The sequence below is a fragment of the Actinomadura geliboluensis genome (assembly GCF_005889745.1).
Taxonomy (GTDB): domain Bacteria; phylum Actinomycetota; class Actinomycetes; order Streptosporangiales; family Streptosporangiaceae; genus Spirillospora; species Spirillospora geliboluensis.
This window is the reverse complement of record NZ_VCKZ01000202.1, coordinates 1-16,079: the sequence shown is the minus strand read 5'-3', so window position 1 is coordinate 16,079 and position 16,079 is coordinate 1. Positions and strand designations below refer to the sequence as shown.

At 69.3% G+C, this 16,079-nt stretch carries 12 protein-coding genes and 1 pseudogene; 8 read left to right on the top strand and 5 right to left on the bottom strand.

The features are described 5' to 3' along the window. Window positions 1-216: 216 nt before the first annotated feature. The 3 genes and pseudogenes from gnd to dnaA form a co-directional block, all read right to left on the bottom strand. Window positions 217-1,095, bottom strand: a pseudogene (gene gnd, locus ETD96_RS25080) (phosphogluconate dehydrogenase (NAD(+)-dependent, decarboxylating)); the annotation flags it as partial. Window positions 1,096-1,239: 144 nt separating this feature from the next. Then, window positions 1,240-2,382 carry a DNA polymerase III subunit beta gene (dnaN, locus tag ETD96_RS25075; RefSeq protein WP_089327663.1) on the bottom strand — a complete coding sequence of 381 codons (1,143 nt, stop codon included), beginning with the start codon at window positions 2,380-2,382 and terminating at the stop codon, window positions 1,240-1,242. Window positions 2,383-3,045: 663 nt separating this feature from the next. Next, window positions 3,046-5,151, bottom strand: a complete 2,106-nt coding sequence (gene dnaA / locus ETD96_RS25070; RefSeq protein ID WP_138638930.1) for a chromosomal replication initiator protein DnaA — start codon at window positions 5,149-5,151, stop codon at window positions 3,046-3,048. A 663-nt stretch (window positions 5,152-5,814) separates the two neighbouring features. Here dnaA and rpmH point away from each other — a divergent pair. Genes rpmH through ETD96_RS25045 form a run of 5 tightly spaced genes read left to right on the top strand, consistent with a single transcriptional unit; the run spans window position 5,815 to window position 8,350 of the window. Continuing rightward, window positions 5,815-5,952, top strand: coding sequence for a 50S ribosomal protein L34 (gene rpmH / locus ETD96_RS25065; RefSeq protein WP_021592695.1), 138 nt, complete (start codon window positions 5,815-5,817; stop codon window positions 5,950-5,952). A 33-nt stretch (window positions 5,953-5,985) separates the two neighbouring features. After that, on the top strand, window positions 5,986-6,333 hold the full coding sequence (gene rnpA / locus ETD96_RS25060) for a ribonuclease P protein component (RefSeq protein WP_240808159.1): 348 nt from the start codon (window positions 5,986-5,988) through the stop codon (window positions 6,331-6,333). Next, window positions 6,330-6,809, top strand: coding sequence for a membrane protein insertion efficiency factor YidD (yidD, locus tag ETD96_RS48195; RefSeq protein WP_138638928.1), 480 nt, complete (start codon window positions 6,330-6,332; stop codon window positions 6,807-6,809). The genes rnpA and yidD overlap by 4 nt, the downstream gene beginning before the upstream one ends. Continuing rightward, window positions 6,802-7,827: a membrane protein insertase YidC gene (yidC, locus tag ETD96_RS25050; protein ID WP_138638927.1), complete on the top strand. Its 1,026-nt coding sequence runs from the start codon at window positions 6,802-6,804 to the stop codon at window positions 7,825-7,827. Before yidD ends, yidC begins: the two co-directional genes overlap by 8 nt. Window positions 7,828-7,864: 37 nt before the next feature. After that, complete coding sequence (locus tag ETD96_RS25045; protein WP_089327667.1) at window positions 7,865-8,350, top strand: Jag family protein; 486 nt, start codon at window positions 7,865-7,867, stop codon at window positions 8,348-8,350. A gap of 66 nt (window positions 8,351-8,416) precedes the next feature. On the opposite strand, the gene ETD96_RS25040 is transcribed toward ETD96_RS25045, so the two are convergent. Together ETD96_RS25040 and ETD96_RS25035 are read right to left on the bottom strand one after the other, a co-directional pair. After that, the gene (locus ETD96_RS25040; RefSeq protein ID WP_420884783.1) at window positions 8,417-9,589 is read right to left on the bottom strand and encodes an IS30 family transposase; all 1,173 of its coding nucleotides are present in this window, start codon (window positions 9,587-9,589) and stop codon (window positions 8,417-8,419) included. 618 nt (window positions 9,590-10,207) lie between these two features. Further along, a complete protein-coding gene (locus ETD96_RS25035) occupies window positions 10,208-10,675 on the bottom strand; it encodes a DUF6458 family protein (protein ID WP_138638925.1) in 468 nt (155 codons plus the stop codon). A 183-nt stretch (window positions 10,676-10,858) separates the two neighbouring features. On the opposite strand from ETD96_RS25035, the gene rsmG reads away from it, so the two are divergent. From rsmG to ETD96_RS25020, 3 genes are all read left to right on the top strand, one after another. Beyond that, window positions 10,859-11,536: a 16S rRNA (guanine(527)-N(7))-methyltransferase RsmG gene (gene rsmG, locus ETD96_RS25030; RefSeq protein ID WP_138638932.1), complete on the top strand. Its 678-nt coding sequence runs from the start codon at window positions 10,859-10,861 to the stop codon at window positions 11,534-11,536. A gap of 293 nt (window positions 11,537-11,829) precedes the next feature. Continuing rightward, window positions 11,830-12,708, top strand: coding sequence for a ParA family protein (locus ETD96_RS25025; protein WP_274704641.1), 879 nt, complete (start codon window positions 11,830-11,832; stop codon window positions 12,706-12,708). Further along, window positions 12,705-13,736: a ParB/RepB/Spo0J family partition protein gene (locus ETD96_RS25020; RefSeq protein WP_138638924.1), complete on the top strand. Its 1,032-nt coding sequence runs from the start codon at window positions 12,705-12,707 to the stop codon at window positions 13,734-13,736. The genes ETD96_RS25025 and ETD96_RS25020 overlap by 4 nt, the downstream gene beginning before the upstream one ends. Window positions 13,737-16,079: the final 2,343 nt, after the last annotated feature.

The following is a 16,079-nucleotide window of genomic DNA, read 5'->3' as shown; positions in this document are numbered from 1 at the left end:
GCTCTCTCCGTCGTCGGCAGCGTCAGATGTGTACAAGAGACAGCTCACCACGCCACCCGCCGCACTGACCACCGGACTGACCGCCATGCCGACCGCGATGCCGATCACCGTGCCGACCACCGAGCCGACCGCCGCGAACGACACCGGGTTCGGGAGGGTCTCGATCTTGCGGGCGGAGACCCCATCGGTCCGGATCGTGCGACGCGGCGGCCGACGACGGGCGACAGCGTGGCCGCCGAACTGGTTGCGGAGGGCGGCGACGACGCGCATCGCGGGGGAGTCGTCCTGGCGGGAGGCGAACCGGGCGAACAGCGAGGCGCTGATGGCGGGCAGCGGCACGGCGTGCTCGACCGCGGCCTGCACCGTCCAGCGGCCCTCGCCCGAGTCGTTGGCGTAGCCGCGCAGGTCGTCCAACTCCGGGTCGTCGGCAAGCGCACGGTTCAGCAGGTCCAGCAGCCAGGAGCGGATGACCGTGCCCTCCTGCCAGCTGAGGAACGTCTCCGGCACCCGGGTGACGATGGGGCTCGCCTCGATCAGCTCGTAGCCCTCACCGAACGCCTGCATCATCGCGTACTCGATGCCGTTGTGGACCATCTTCACGTAGTGCCCGGCACCGATCTCACCGGAGTGGACGAAGCCGTACTCCCCCTCCGGCTTCAGCGTCTCGAAGATGGGCATCAGCCGCTTCACGTTGTCCTCGTCGCCACCGACCATGAGCGCGTAGCCGTTCTCCAGACCCCACACGCCGCCGCTCACTCCACAGTCAACGAACCCGATGCCCTTGGCGGCGAGTGCCTCACCGTGCTTCTGGTCGTCCACATAGTGTGAATTACCGCCGTCCACGACGAGGTCACCGGGCTGCAGGACTTCCCCCAGGCTGTGGATGGTCTCCTCAGTGGGCTTCCCGGCGGGCACCATCACCCACACGGCGCGCGGCGGGGAGAGCCGTTCGATGAGTTCCTGCAGGGAACCGACATCGCTCACCTGCGGGTCACGGTCATAACCGATGACCGTGTGGCCGCCGCGGCGCAGCCGCTCGGCCATGTTGCCGCCCATCTTGCCCAGGCCGATGATCCCAAGCTCCATGAAGCTCACTCCCCTGTGCGTAACCCTGTGCGTAACTGCTGTGCCTTACCGCGCGCACGCGTGCGCCAATGCGCGCGTGCGCGACCGCCCGGGCGGCTCCCCCGCGGGTCGTCGTCCCCGGCGTGCCCCGGGGCATGCCCCAGGGCACAGTCCTTATCCGGACAGCCGGACCGGCATGATCAGGTAACGGTAGTTCGGGTTCTCCCCGTCCTGCGGGGGCTTCCCAGTGAGGACGGCCGGCTTGGTCGGCGTCGTGAACGACAGCCGCGCCACGTCCGAGCCGATCGCTGAGAGCCCGTCCAGCAGGAACGCGGGGTTGAAGGCGATGTCGATGTCCTCGCCCTCCAGGGACGCCTCAAGGGCCTCCACGGCCTGGGCCTCGTCCCCCGTCCCCGCCTCCAGGACGACCTCGCCCTGGCTGAAGGAGAGCCGGACGGGCGTGTTGCGCTCGGCGACCAGGGAGACGCGCTTCACCGCCTCGATGAACGGCGCGGTCTGGATCTCGGCGAGGCCCGCGTACTCGCTCGGCAGCAGCGACCGGTACTTGACGAAGTCGCCGTCCAGCAGGCGGGACGTGGTGCGGCGGCCGCCGCCCGCGAAACCGATCATGCCCTCGCCGGTGCCGCCCGTCCCGCCGAGCGCGATCGACACCTCGGCGCCGGCGGTCAGCGACTTGGCGGTGTCGGCGAGCGTCCGCGCCGGGACGAGCGCGACGGCGGAGAAGTCGGGGCGCTCCGGCTTCCAGTGCAGCTCGCGGACGGCCAGCCGGTACCGGTCGGTGGACGCCAGCGTGACCGTCTCGCCCTCGATCTCCACCCGGACGCCGGTCAGCATCGGGATCGTGTCGTCCTTGCCGGCGGCGATCGCGACCTGGGAGACGGCGGCGGCGAACTCGTCGCTGCCCACCGAGCCCGCGGCGGGCGGCATCTCCGGCAGCGTGGGGTAGTCCTCCACAGGCATGGTGAGGAGTGTGAACTTCGCGCTGCCGCAGCGGAGCATCACCTTCGCGCCGTCCGTCGTCACCTCCACAGGGTGGGGAGGAAGGCTGCGCGAGATCTCCGCGAGGAGGCGCCCCGACACGAGGGCCGTCCCCGCCTCCTCCACATCGATCTCCGTGGACACCTGGGCGGAGACCTCGTAGTCGAACGCCGACAGCGTCAGCCGGTCGTCGTTGCCCTCACCCCCGGCGACGAGGTGCATGCCCGCCAGGACGGGCACCGGGGGCCGGACGGGCAGGGTGCGCGCTGTCCAGGCGACGGCGTCGGCGAGGGCATCTCTGTCGATGCGGAACTTCAACGGGACCAGCCTCCTGCAGGTGTCGGACAAGGGTGCGGTGATCTCGGCCGGGCCGGAGCGCTCGGGGCAGGTTGTCCCCAGGCCCTGACTTGAGATGGATCTTTTCTTGGATAGAGAAGTGGTGCAGTACCAGTAATAGGGGCGGTGGATAGTGTGGACAACACGAGTTTCTGCAGGTCAGACCGCGTTTCTCTGTCCACTGGGGCTGTGCATGGCCGGTGGACGGCGCGGGACGGCCTGGGGACGGCGAAATCATCCCCACACGTCATCCTCAAGTCATCCCCCGGTTTTCCACGAGTTCTCCACGGGTATGAGTGCCGTTTCGGCGCCCTGTGCATGACGACCGCGTGATCGGCGGATCCGCCCACAGCCTCGTCCCCAGGCCGTCCCCAGGTCGTCCACCGGTTTTCCCCAGGGCGGTGAAGCGGGTGCGCGGCGAATCCACATCCGTCCACTCCTCATCCTCAGCTTTTCCAGTGGTCGTCCACCGGGTTATCCACGAAAATCCCCAGGGTTTTCCACAACCTGTGAGTAGCCGCTTCGGTTCTCTGGGGAAGCGCGCATTTTGTCGGTTCTTTGCCTTCACCGGGGTGTGGACAGCCGGGAGGCGACTCGTCCACAAGGTCGGCGAGGGTCTGTCCACAGTGTGTACGAAGGGGCGCGTCAGCGCTTGCGGGCCTGGTGCTTGATGCGCCCGGTCAGCTCCGTGACCTGGTTGTATATGGCACGGCGCTCGGCCATCAGCGAGCGGATCTTGCGTTCGGCGTGCATGACCGTGGTGTGGTCGCGGCCCCCGAACTGCTGCCCGATCTTGGGAAGGGACAGATCGGTCAGCTCCCGGCACAGGTACATGGCGATCTGCCGGGCGGTGACGAGCATCCGGGAGCGGGACGGCCCGCACAGGTCCTCGATCGTCGTACCGAAGTACTCGACCGTCTGCGCCATGATCATCGCCGCGGTGATCTCCGGGCCCGAGTCGTTCGGGATGAGGTCCTTGAGCACGATCTCGGCGAGCTTCATGTCCACCGACTGCCGGTTCAGGCTCGCGAACGCGGTCACCCGGATCAGCGCGCCCTCCAGCTCGCGGATGTTCGTCGCGATCTGCGAGGCGATGAACTCCAGCACGTCCGGCGGCGCGGCGAGACCCTCCTGGCGGGCCTTCTTCTGCAGGATCGCGATCCGCGTCTCCAGCTCGGGCGGCTGGACGTCGGTCGTCAGGCCCCACTCGAACCGGTTGCGGAGCCGGTCCTCCAGCGTCACCAGCTCCTTGGGCGGGCGGTCGCTGGAGATCACGATCTGCTTGCTGGCGTTGTGGAGCGTGTTGAAGGTGTGGAAGAACTCCTCCTGCGTCTGCTCCTTGCCCTCAAGGAACTGGATGTCGTCGACGAGGAGGATGTCCACATCCCGGTAGCGGCGGCGGAAACCGTCGGCCTTGCCGTCGCGGATCGAGTTGATGAAGTCGTTCGTGAACTCCTCGGAGCTCACGTACCGCACGCGTGCCCCATTGAAGAGGCTCTGCGCGTAGTGGCCGATCGCGTGGAGCAGGTGAGTCTTGCCGAGGCCGGAGTCGCCGTACACGAACAGCGGGTTGTACGCCTTGGCCGGCTGCTCGGCGACCGCCACCGCCGCCGCGTGCGCGAACCGGTTGGACGAGCCGATGACGAACGTCTCGAACGTGTACTTCGGGTTCAGCCGGGCGTGCTCGGACGTCCCCGGACCAGCCGCACCGCCGCCGCCACCCGCGCCTTGCGGCGGGGTGGGGCCCCTGGGGTCGGAGCTCTCTTCATCACGGAAGCTGCTCTCACCCCGGTAGGGGGCCTCGCCGCGGTACTGCTGTTCACCAGCGGCGAACGACGACTCTCCGCCGTTGAAATCGTCCGCATGGCCCAGCGGTGCCTCGCTCGTGCCGTGCTTGGGCTCGTGCCCCTGCTGCTCTGGGCGACGCTGCTCCGGACGGAGCTGCTCCGGGAGGCGCTGTTCCGACCGGCCCCGCAGCGGGCCGAGTGTGCGGTCGTTCAGATGGGAGTGCGGCGGACGTCCTGGAGACTCGCCGCCGAAGCCCTCCTGCCCGCCGTACCCGGGGAAACCGCGCCCTTCGTAAGGCTCCCGCCCCCCAGGACCAGGCCCCCCTGGGCCGGCCCCATAGGACGGTGGACGCGAGGCAGGTGGAAAAGTACCGCGATCGTCATCCGCAGCCTGTGGATAACTTCCGGGCGGACCGAGGCTGTGGGTAACTCCCGACTGAGGCCGGTAGCCCTGATCGTTGTAGGGCTGCTCCGGATAAGGACGGTCGGACCGCTCCCCGAAGGGCGAGTCACCGTAGGACTGGTCGTCGCTGTAAGGACGATCCCGTTCACGGTCATCGTGCTGTCGTTCACCGTACGGCTCGCCATAAGAAGAAGGTGGCTCGTGCATACCGAGCCCCTGGCCGGACCCAGGGACGGGCGCCGAAAGAGGCTCCCCGGACCGGCCGCCCGGCCCGGCCGCCGGCCCTGTGGAAGACCCTGCGGGCGGCTCCGGCTGGACGGTCACCGCGACCCGGATCTCCCTGCCCAGCTCACGGGAAAGCGCCTGCGTGATGAGGTTTCTGAGGCGCGTCTCAAGCGCGTCCTTGGCGAACTCGTTCGGTGCGGCGAGGAGCGCCGTCCCCTCGACGAGCGCCAGCGGGCGGACCATCGGCAGCCATGCGCGATAGCTCGGAGACAGATCGCTCTCGGACAGCGCGGTGAGGGTGCGGGCCCAGACCGATCCGAGATCCTGACCGTCCATGCGCAAGGTCCCCCCTCCACCGACTCCGCCGTACGGAGTACCTGACTGCCCGGCTCTCCCACGGGTTACGGCTCGCCTCTCAGGGCACGCCGCGACGCGGAAGACTTACTCTCTCACGAGTTGTCCACAGAGTTGTCCACATGCTGTGCATAGGCATGCGGCGCCTGTGTAAAACCCACGGGACGGGGTCTTCGGAGACGGGGTCGGGAAGGCTCCGGCCATTGCGCGGCCGGTACCGGGGCGGTTCTCGAACGGGGGCTTGAGGGGCAGAGCACCGACATCAGATCGTCGAATTCGTCGAAGTCGAAGGAGCGTCGGCTCGCCCAGACGACCTTAACCGGTGCCGTCCCCACCCGCAACACGAACCGACCCCGTCCACAGCGGCCCCCGTCTTCGCTTCCCCGTCCACAGCGCGGTGTACTGAATCGCGCCATCTGCAGGCGGGAGGGGTTCGGAGGAGCGCTCCGTTTGACCGCGCACCCGGAGAGCCCGTAACGTGCTGAGGTCGAGTCGCATCGACGGAGATGCCGCGTGCCCGCCGGCAGCAGCCCTTCAGGCGAGTCCGGGTGGGCCCCCGCTGCGGGGGACCGGACGCGGCCCTCGACGCGAACCAGCGAGACTCAAAGACCCGTAGCCGAACGAACCGCAGCACTGGAGCCTCAAGTGAGCAAGCGTACTTTCCAGCCGAACAACCGTCGTCGCCACAAGAAGCACGGCTTCCGGCTGCGGATGCGCACGCGCGCCGGCCGCGCGATCCTGTCCAGCCGGCGGGGCAAGGGCCGCGCCCGCATCGCGGTCTGACCCACCTGCACTGTGCTGCCGTCCGGTAACCGGATGCGGCGGCGGGACGACTTCACGTTGGCCGTCCGGCGCGGTCGCCGCGCCGGACGGCCAACTGTCGTAGTTCACCTGCTTCGCCCGGACGAGACACCGGCGCCGGCGACACCGCCGCTGGTCGGATTCATCGTGGCGCGCACCGTCGGCAACGCCGTCGTCCGCAACGCGGCGCGGCGCCGCCTGCGCCACCTGATGCGTCCGCACCTCGACCGGCTTCCAGCGGGTAGCCTGCTCGTAGTGCGCGCCAACCCCCGCGCGGGAACGGCGCGTCCAGACGAACTGGCCGCGGATCTGGAGTCGGCACTCGACCGGCTGCTGCGGCCCGCGTCCAAGGGGCGAAGATGAGGAGTCGGCAGGGGACCGCGTCCCCCGCGCAGCAGGAGGAGGAGGCCCGTCCGGGCCCCGTCGCGTTCGTGCTGATCCTTCTCGTCCGCGCCTACCGCCGCTTCTTGAGTCCCCTGCTCGGGCAGCAGTGCCGCTTCCACCCCTCGTGCAGTGCGTACGGCCTGGAGGCGCTCCAGGTTCACGGGGCGGCGCGCGGCACGTGGCTGACGGCCCGCCGCATCGCGCGGTGCCATCCCTTCAATCCCGGGGGTTACGACCCGGTGCCGCCTAAGAAGACGTCCGAATCCCCCTCCGGTGAGTCCGGGGACGGGGAATCCGGGGAGTCACGGGACGCGTTCACTCAGGGACCGTCCGTCTTCTCCGGGGAATCTGGGGGGACGACCCCTCAGCAGCGCTCCACGGCGGCCTCCTCGAACTCCGGCCGCGAGGAGAGCGGCCACGCCCTAGCAGAGCCCAAGGAGCTGCCCGGTGCTTGATTGGTTGTACGAGATCGTCTCTCAGCTCATCGTGTGGATGCACACGGGGCTAAGTACGGTCGTCCCCAAGGACAGTGGATGGGCGTGGGGCGGTTCCATCATCCTGCTCACCGTCCTGCTGCGGTTGGTACTCGTCCCCCTCTTCGTGAAGCAGATCCACGCTTCACGGAAGATGCAGGAGCTGAACCCGAAGGTCCAGGCGCTTCGCAAGAAGTACAAGAACGACAAGCAGCGCCTCAACCAGGAGGTCATGAAGCTCTACCAGGAGAACGGCGCCAACCCGCTGTCGGGCTGCCTGCCCCTCCTGGTCCAGATGCCGGTCTTCATCGGTCTGTTCCAGACCCTGAAGCAGATCTCCGACGCCAAGCCCGGCGAGAGCGTCTTCGCGGTCTCGGCCGACCTGGTGGCGAGCGCGCAGCACGCCAACATCTTCGGTGCCCACATCCCGGACACCTTCCTGAACGCGTGGGGCACCGACCCCAAGAGCTGGACCGCGATCATCGTCACCGGCATCGCCGTGGTGATCAGCTCCTGCACGACGTTCTTCACCGTCCGCGCCAGCATGAAGCGGCAGCCCGTCACCGACGAGGCCAACCCGATGATGCAGGCGCAGAAGATGATGGTCTTCCTCGCGCCGCTGTTCGGCCTCTTCGGCCTCGGTTTCCCCCTGGGCGTCCTCATGTACTGGGTCACGTCCAACAGTTGGACCCTGGCGCAGCAGCACTACATCTACAAGAAGTACCCGCCGCCCAGCACCGACGGCGATACCACGACCACTGGCGCCGCCAAGTCCGGCACCAAGGCCGGTGCAAAGGCGGGCACGAAGGCCGGCTCCAAGACGGCCGGTTCGCGGGCGGCCGCGGCCAAGAATGGGCAGTCGCCGTCCGGCACGAAGGCCAAGGCCAGGCTGAAGAAGGAGCCGGAGGCGGAACCGGAGCCCGAGGACAAGCCGAAGGTCGTGCGCAACCAGCCGACCCGCAAGCCGCGCAGCAAGCGCAGCGGCACCCAGAAGCGCTAGTTTGAACCCCGAGCACGTGCCGGAGAAGGAGTCCCCGTTGAGCCAGACCGACACCACCGAGGTCGACGTGCAGGCGCTCGAACAGGAAGGCGAGATCGCCGCCGACTACATCGAGGGCCTGCTGGACATCGGTGACTACGACGGCGACATCGACATGGACGTCGAGGGCGAGCGCGCGATCGTCGCCGTCGTCGGTGCCTCGCTGGACGAGCTGGTCGGCAAGCGCGGCGAGGTCCTGGAGGCGCTGCAGGAGCTGACCCGGCTGGCCGTCCACCGCCAGACGGGCAACCGCACCCGCCTCATGCTCGACATCGGCGGCTACCGCGAGCGCCGCCGCGCGGAGCTCACCAAGCTCGGCACGGACGTGGCGGACGAGGTCAAGCAGGCCGGCGAGCCGAAGCCGCTCGCCCCGATGACCCCGTTCGAGCGCAAGATCGTCCACGACGCGGTCGCCGCCGCCGGCCTCCGCAGCGAGTCCGAGGGCGAGGAGCCCGACCGCTACGTGGTGGTCTACCCCGCTTAGCTCGACCTCCTGAACGGCCCCGCTGCCTCCCCGGCGGATTCGAACGATCGTCGCAACACCGGTTGATCAACTGGCTTCGGCCAGGAGCTTAGCGAGACGCTCGGCTGGGGTTTCCCAGCCGAGCGTTTTGCGTGGTCTGGAGTTGAGTTCGGCGGCGACGGCGTCCAGATCGGCGCGGGTGTGGAGAGACAGGTCGGTGCCCCGCGGGAAGTACTGGCGCAGCAGACCGTTGGTGTTCTCGTTGGAACCTCGCTGCCAGGGCGAGTGCGGGTCGCAGAAGTAGACCGGCATGTCGGCGGCCATGGCGAACTGGTGGTGCAGGCCCATCTCCGAACCTTGGTCCCAGGTCAGGGACCGTTTCAGCTCGGCCGGGAGGGTCTGGATCGTGGCGGCCAGGGCGTCGCGCATGGTCTCGGCGGTCCGGTCGTCGGGCAGGTGGACCAGCAGGACGTAGCGGCTGGCGCGCTCGACGAGGGTGCCGATCTGCGACAGCTGCTTGCGGCCGATGATCAGATCTCCCTCCCAGTGGCCCGGGACAGCGCGGTCGGCGGCCTCGGCCGGCCGTTCACTGATCATGACCATCGGCGCGGCGTAGCGGGCCTGGCGCTGGCGGGCCTGGCGCCGTGACCTGCGGTAGGTGCGCCCGGTGCGCAGCGCCCTGACCAGCTCGCGGCGCAGCTCGCCGCGGCCCTGGACGTAGAGGGCGTGGTAGATCGTCTCGTGGCACACGTGCATCTCCGGCCGGTCGGGGAACCGTATCCGCAGCATGCTGCTGATCTGCTCCGGGCTCCAGTTCATCTCCAGCCAGCCCTGGACGACACTGCGCAACTCGTCGTTGTCGGCAAATCTTCTGGGCTTGGGCCGCGGACGGCGGGCGTCGGCCCGGGCCTGCGCGGTGTGCGGCCGGTAGGCGCCGGTGGGCTCGTGGGCGTTGCGGCGGATCTCCCGGCTGACGGTGGACGGGCTGCGGCCGAGCTCGGCCGCGATAACGCGCAGCGAAGCACCCTCGCGAAGCCGATCGGCGATGTGAAGCCGCTCGTCCTGGTCCAGATATCTGCCAGAGCAGGAAGAAGGGAGCACCGCCCGGATGGGCGGTGCTCCCTTCTCTCCCGTGGTGGGGTTGCGCCCGTTACGCCAGCGCTTGCCCGTCCGGTAGTTGATGCCGACGATCCGGCACGCCTCTTGACTGCTGAACCCTTGATCCACAAGGCGGAAGTATTCCGCCCGCTCGCTTCTCAGGGCATTGCGTCCCCGATTGACCGAGCGGTCTCTGATCTCGAACCCCACCGCGTCCCCTCAAGGGCCGAGGTGTTGCAACGATCACTAGAACCCAAGCCCGGCATCGGGGCCGTTCGCATTCCCAGCCCCGCCGCACTCGCACGGTCCAAGCAAGAGTTATCCACACCCCCTGGGGTGAGCGCCAGGAGCACCCCTGGGGCCCAACCATCACAAGTAGTGCGCCCAACCTGCCCGCTGCGCTGTGCACCGCCCCTGAAGTTATCCACAGCCTCCGGTTCACCATGAGGACGACCCTCAGCAGCTCCACCATGGAGGGAGCAGGCTCGACCCAGTTCGAAGGGGGCCGCTTCGCCGTGAGCAGACGCATGAGTCCGTAGCGAAGCGACGCCACGACACGGGAGGGCCCCGCGCCCTGGCCGACGCGGGGCCCTCAGTAGCCCGGTGTGCACCGCCGCCCAAGCACACCGGGCAGGCTCTGACCCGTTACCCACCCTTTGAAGGCACGCCCGCCACCCACCGCAACCGCCCAGCACCGCCCGGTGGAATGTTGGACGTCGGGCGGAGCTGTCGAGCGCGCTCGATTACGCGTGGCTCACCAAGCGCGGCCGGCGGGCGCGGTCATCGGCGGGCGGTGCGGCGCCACCTGCGGCGTTGGGGCGGGATGCGGTCGCCGGCGTCCACGACCGCCGGGCGGTTCTCTTCAGCGGGGTCCTGCGCGTGCGCGGGGTCCTGGGCGAACTCCGGGTCCTGGGCTACGTGCCCGTGGGTCACGCCCTCGTCCGCCGGGTGTTCGATCACGCGTTCGACTCGCTCGGCCGGACGTCCCAGGGGCGCGGGGTCCTCGATGATGTGCTCTTCGCGGACGATGGTCCCGGGCTCGTCGCCGTAGGCGGGGTCGGCGCCGACGACGCGTCCGGCGCTCCGGCGCGGCCGCGTGTACTTGAGGGTGAAGCCCATGCTGACGAGCCCCACCACGATCAGGATCCAGCCGACCAGGTGGATATCGACGCCGGTGAGGTCGACGCGCAGCGCGAACGCGAGGATGGCGCCCACGGCGATGAAAGCGAGACTGACTCCGATTCCCATGTCGGAGCTCCTTCCGGGGGGACGGTCGGGCGACACGGCACCTCTACCCGGCAGGTCCCGAATATGCGGAGGGGTCATGTGGTTCTCGCCATAACGCAAGGGTCGTGCAACCCTCCGCCCGGACGCCGCACCAGCACGTTTCGCGTGTACGCCGCCGCCGGGTTTTGTGGAACGATTCGTCTGATGGGCATTGGACGTGAGGTTTTCGGGGACGCGCTGCCGGTCGCGGAGCGTTATGCGGCGTTTCTCGCTGATGCGGGGGTCGAACGCGGGCTCATCGGGCCGCGCGAGGTCGACCGGCTCTGGGAACGCCATCTGATCAATTGCGCGGTGGTGTCCGAGGCCGTTCCAGCGGACGCGCATGTTGTGGACATCGGCTCCGGCGCGGGGCTGCCCGGCATCGTCCTCGCGATCGTCCGGCCCGATCTGCGGATCACGCTGCTGGAGCCGCTGCTGCGCCGCACCACCTTCCTGGAGGAGTGCGTCCGGCTGCTCGACCTGCCGAACGTCGAGGTGCGCCGGGCCCGCGCCGAGGAGGTGGTGAAGGAGTTCGCGGTGGACGTGGCCACCGCGCGAGCCGTCGCGCCACTCGAACGCCTCGCGAAATGGGCGCTTCCCCTCCTCCGCGAGGGCGGGGAGCTCCTCGCGCTCAAGGGGGAACGGGCCCAGGCCGAATTGGACGAGGCGGAGCCCGTGCTGAAGCGGCTCGGGGCGCGCTCGACCGAACTGCTCCAAGTCGGGCGCGGTATGGTCGACCCGCCGACAACACTCGTCCGTGTGGTCGCCGGCCGAGGAGAGGTTGTCGGGCGACGACAGCGCGCGCCGCGGCGTGCCAGAGGGTCGAGGAAGAGGTCTTCATGAGCACGGGACCAGGACTGGGCCGGCCTGACCGCGCCGACGAATCCCCCGACGAGCAGCCGTCCGGCCTGGGCGAGGGGGCCCAGCCGCCGGCCGGCGGGACGCAGGGAGTCCCGGCCCCGCGGACGGCGTCGGGGTCCGGGCAGGGGACCGCCCCGGGGACCACGCCCTCGGGGCACGCGATGTGGGGTAGCACGACGTCCGGTACCGCGGAGAACGTCGGATACGTACCGACGCACACCGGCGCACGTCCGCCGGAACCGCGCAGCGGACCGAACCAGGGGGAGTCAGAACTCGTGCGCGAGGCGCTCAAGGACGCCAAGGTTTCACATGAAACAGCGGTCACCGCGCTGAAAGCGATGTCGGGCCGCAGGGAACGGGAGTGGCCGCGGCCCGCCAAGTGCCGTGTGATCACCATCGCCAACCAGAAGGGCGGCGTGGGCAAGACCACCAGCTCGGTGAACCTCGCCGCGTCCCTCGCCATGCACGGCGCGCAGGTGCTCGTGGTGGACCTCGACCCGCAGGGCAACGCGTCCACCGCCCTCGGCGTCGACCACCACGCGGAGGTCCCGTCGATCTACGACGTGCTGATCGAGGACATGGCGCTGGCGGACATCATCGTCCCGGCGCCGGAGATCCCGAACCTGTACTGCGCGCCCGCCACCCTCAACCTCGCGGGCGCCGAGATCGAACTCGTCTCCAAAGTGGCCCGCGAATCGCGGCTGCGGCGGGCGCTCGACGCCTACGACACCGAGAAGTTCGATTATGTGCTGATCGACTGCCCGCCGTCGCTCGGCCTGCTCACCGTGAACGCGCTCGTCGGCGGCGACGAACTGCTCATCCCGATCCAGTGCGAGTACTACGCGCTGGAGGGGCTCGGGCAGCTGATCCGCACCGTCGACCTCGTCAAGGCGCACCTCAACCAGAAACTGAAGGTGTCCACGATCCTGCTCACGATGTACGACGCCCGGACGCGGCTCGCCGCGCAGGTGGCCGAGGACGTCCGGAACCACTTCGGGGACGTCGTCCTCAACACGGTGATCCCCCGCAGCGTCCGAGTATCGGAAGCCCCGAGCTACGGGCAGTCCGTCATGACCTACGACCCCGGTTCAAGTGGCGCGCTCGCCTACAGCGAGGCCGCCTCGGAGATGGCCCACGGAGGAGCTGTCCAGTGAGCCAGCAGCGACGCGGCCTGGGCAAGGGGCTCGGCGCCCTCATCCCCACCGCCCCGCCTCCGCCGACGTCCACCGAACCGGGCAGCGCGGGCGAGCCGGGGTTCCCCGGCGGGCCCGGAGCGCCCGCCGGGGCGGCTGGTGAGTCCGGGACGGCCGGTCCGAACGGCACCCCCGCGTCCGGCCCCGTTCTGGAGCCGGTCGCTGGCGCGCATTTCGCCGAGCTTCCCGTCCGCTCCATCACCGCCAACCCGCGCCAGCCGCGCGACCATTTCGACGACGAGGCCCTGGAGGAACTGGCCGAGTCGATCCGCATCGTCGGACTCCTGCAGCCGATCGTGGTGCGCAAGGCGACGGTGGGCGAGCACGACTACGAACTGATCATGGGCGAGCGCCGGTGGCGGGCGTCCAAGATGGCCGGGCTGGACGTCATCCCGGCGATCGTCCGCGACACCGGCGACAACGACCTGCTCCGTGACGCGCTCATGGAGAACCTCCACCGCCAGCAGCTCAACCCGCTGGAGGAGGCCGCCGCCTACCAGCAACTGCTGCAGGACTTCGGCGCCACCCACGAGCAGCTCGCCACCCGCATCGGCCGGTCGCGCCCGCACATCACCAACACACTGCGCCTGCTGAACCTGCCGCCCGCCGTCCAGCGCCGGGTGGCCGCAGGGGTCCTGTCCGCCGGCCACGCCCGCGCCCTCCTCTCCCTCGACAGCATCGAGGCCCAGGAGCACCTGGCGCAGCGGATCGTCCAGGAGGGCCTCTCCGTCCGCGCCCTGGAGGAGATGATCGCGCTCCGCGAGGTCGACGACGAGCCCAAGGCGCCGCGCCAGGGCCGCCGCAAGAAGCCGGTCGCTCCCGGCCTGCGGGAGCTGGCCGACCGCCTCTCCGACCGATACGAGACGAAGGTCCGCGTCGACATGGGCCGCAACAAGGGCAAGATCGTCGTCGAGTTCGCCACCCTCGAAGACCTCGACCGCATCATCAAGTCGATGGCCCCCGAAGACGACGGCCTAACCGGCAACTGACCAGCCCCCCACCGCGCCCCGGAAAGCCACCCGCCTCCGGGGCGCTTCCTTTTGCCCGCTCCCCAACGTTTCCCGTGAAACATCAGCCACTCCGCACCACCCGACGAGGCCCCCCAGGAGTCTCCAACCCCCGGGACTGGAGCGCCTCTGGAGTCCAGAGACTCCAGGGCCCCAACCAGTCGACAAACCGAGGCACGTCCACGCCCACCTAGGTCCAACATCGCCGCAACCAAGCCAAAACCAGTACCCCGCAAGCGGCGCATGGCCGGCCAAGCCACACTTGCCCACTGCTTGTGCTGCTGCCGATGAGGCGTTGCCCGGTTGACCGTCCCGGCCATGCTCGCGGAGGTCGAGCGCAGCGGCACACGCGCCCGCAGTCGGCGGCGTCGCAGGGATGGGCAGCTCGGCGTTGGCTTCGGCTGTACCAAGTGGAAGGAACGGGCGGCGCTACGCCAGCCTGCCACCGGCGCTGCTGCGGATCAGGCGTGATCGGCTGACGGCCTCTGCGGCCGGGACGGCTCCACACGGCCTCGCGCGTGCGCGCGTCTGCGCGGTCACGTTCTGGGCGCCGGACCCGTTGGCGGCGGCGCCGCCGGTCAGGAGGTTGGCTGTACATGGGCGTGATGTTTCACGGGAAACATCACGTCGCCGGAGGAGCCCAATCCCCCGCCTGGCTCGCTTTGGCTGAGCCTGCCCCGTCCACGGAAGGCGAGGCCGTCACTGGTCGCGCATCGCCGTTGGCGTGCGGACGTGGCACTGCGCCCGCCAGGCCGTCTGCGTGTCCCCTGGCACTGCCTCACTCGCCGCGTCCTCTCATGGCCTCTGCCGTGCCCCACCGGTGTTGGCTATCGCCGCGCCGGGTGGAAGGACGGACCGCACCATGCACGCCCCCGGGGTGCTGCTGCCGATGGAGCATGATCGGCCGACGGTCTCCGCGCTACGGACGGTCTGAGGCAGTGCCGCGTTTGTCGGCGCCTGGCGGCATGCCGTCGGGAGGTCGATGTATGTGGGCTTGATGTTTCACGGGATACAGGGCGTCGCCGGAGCCCAATCCCCCGCCTGGCTCGCATTGGTCGAGTCTGCCTCGTCCACTGATGGAGGCCGTCACCCGTTCGCACCTCGTGCAGCGAGGCCGGCGGCACGGGTGGACGTGGCGCTGCTCCGCCCTGTCAGTTGTGCGTTGCTGATGCCGGCTTGCTGGCCGCGTCGTCTCATCCGCTCTGCGCTCTGCTCTCACCGGCGTTGCCTGGGCCGCGCCGAATTGAAGGACGGTCTGAGCCAGGCGGTCCGTTGATGCCGCTGTAGATGATGAGTAATCAGTGATCGCCGCCGCCATGCGCGGTGGAGGGCCGAGCGGAGCCGCACAGGCTCGCTGCCAGTGCTGCCGACTGGGCGCTCCGGGCTGATCGGCCCAGCCAAATGTCGTGGAGGGTGGAGCGCTGTGCCATGTGCGGGTCCCCAGAGGCGTTGCGGGGGCGGGGCGTCTGGTGCTGGCTACAGCTGTGCCAAGTGGAAGGAACAGGCGAAGGCACGTCGGCCGGCGCTGAGGCGGCGAGATCGGTTGATCGACCCAGCGGTGCACCGTGGTGGGGTGAGTGGAGTGGCGGGCGTGCTGGCAGTCGGCGGCGGCAGGAGCTGGACGGACAAGGCGGCCTCGGTCGCGTCGAGTGGAAGGACATGGCGAGCCCTGTCGGCCCACTACGTCAGTTGCTGGCGAGGCGGCGTGATCGGCTGATCTTCCGCGTTGCGGTCCGTCCTGACGCAGGGCGCTTGTGTCCGCGCCTGGAGCGTCGCCATCGGCGTGGCTGGCGGTATCCGGGCTTGATGTTTCACGGGAAACGGCGCGTCGCTGGGAGCACAATCCCCCGCACCGCTCGCAGTGGCCGTGCTTGCCTCGTCCACTGCAGGCGAGGCCGTTACCGTTCGCGCCTCGCGTAGCAAGGCCGTCGGCAATGGGCGGACGTGGCAGTTGCCCCACCCTCTCGGTTGCGCGTTGCTGGTGTCGCTTCGCTGGCCGTGTCGCTCTCATGCCCTCCGCCCAGCGCTCGCCGGTGTCGCTGTTGGGGGCGAGGCTGTCAGACCGCCGTGGTCCTGACGCGCCTTCTGGCGTTCGACGGCCTCGAGTGCGCTGGAGTTGCTCGTGGAGTTCTGGCGCGGGCCGTCCGTGCGTCAGGGCGAGATTGTCGGGCTGCTGTTGTCGATGCTTCGGTCCTGCCTCGTGGGCAGTCCCTCGCTTCGTCCGCCTTGGTTCTGGGGTGTCTTCAGGCGTGTGGGGCGCTGGCTGACTGGCGGGGTGCCTTGGTGGGAGCGAGTCGTTCCCTCGGGGTGTGAGGTCTCTGGGGG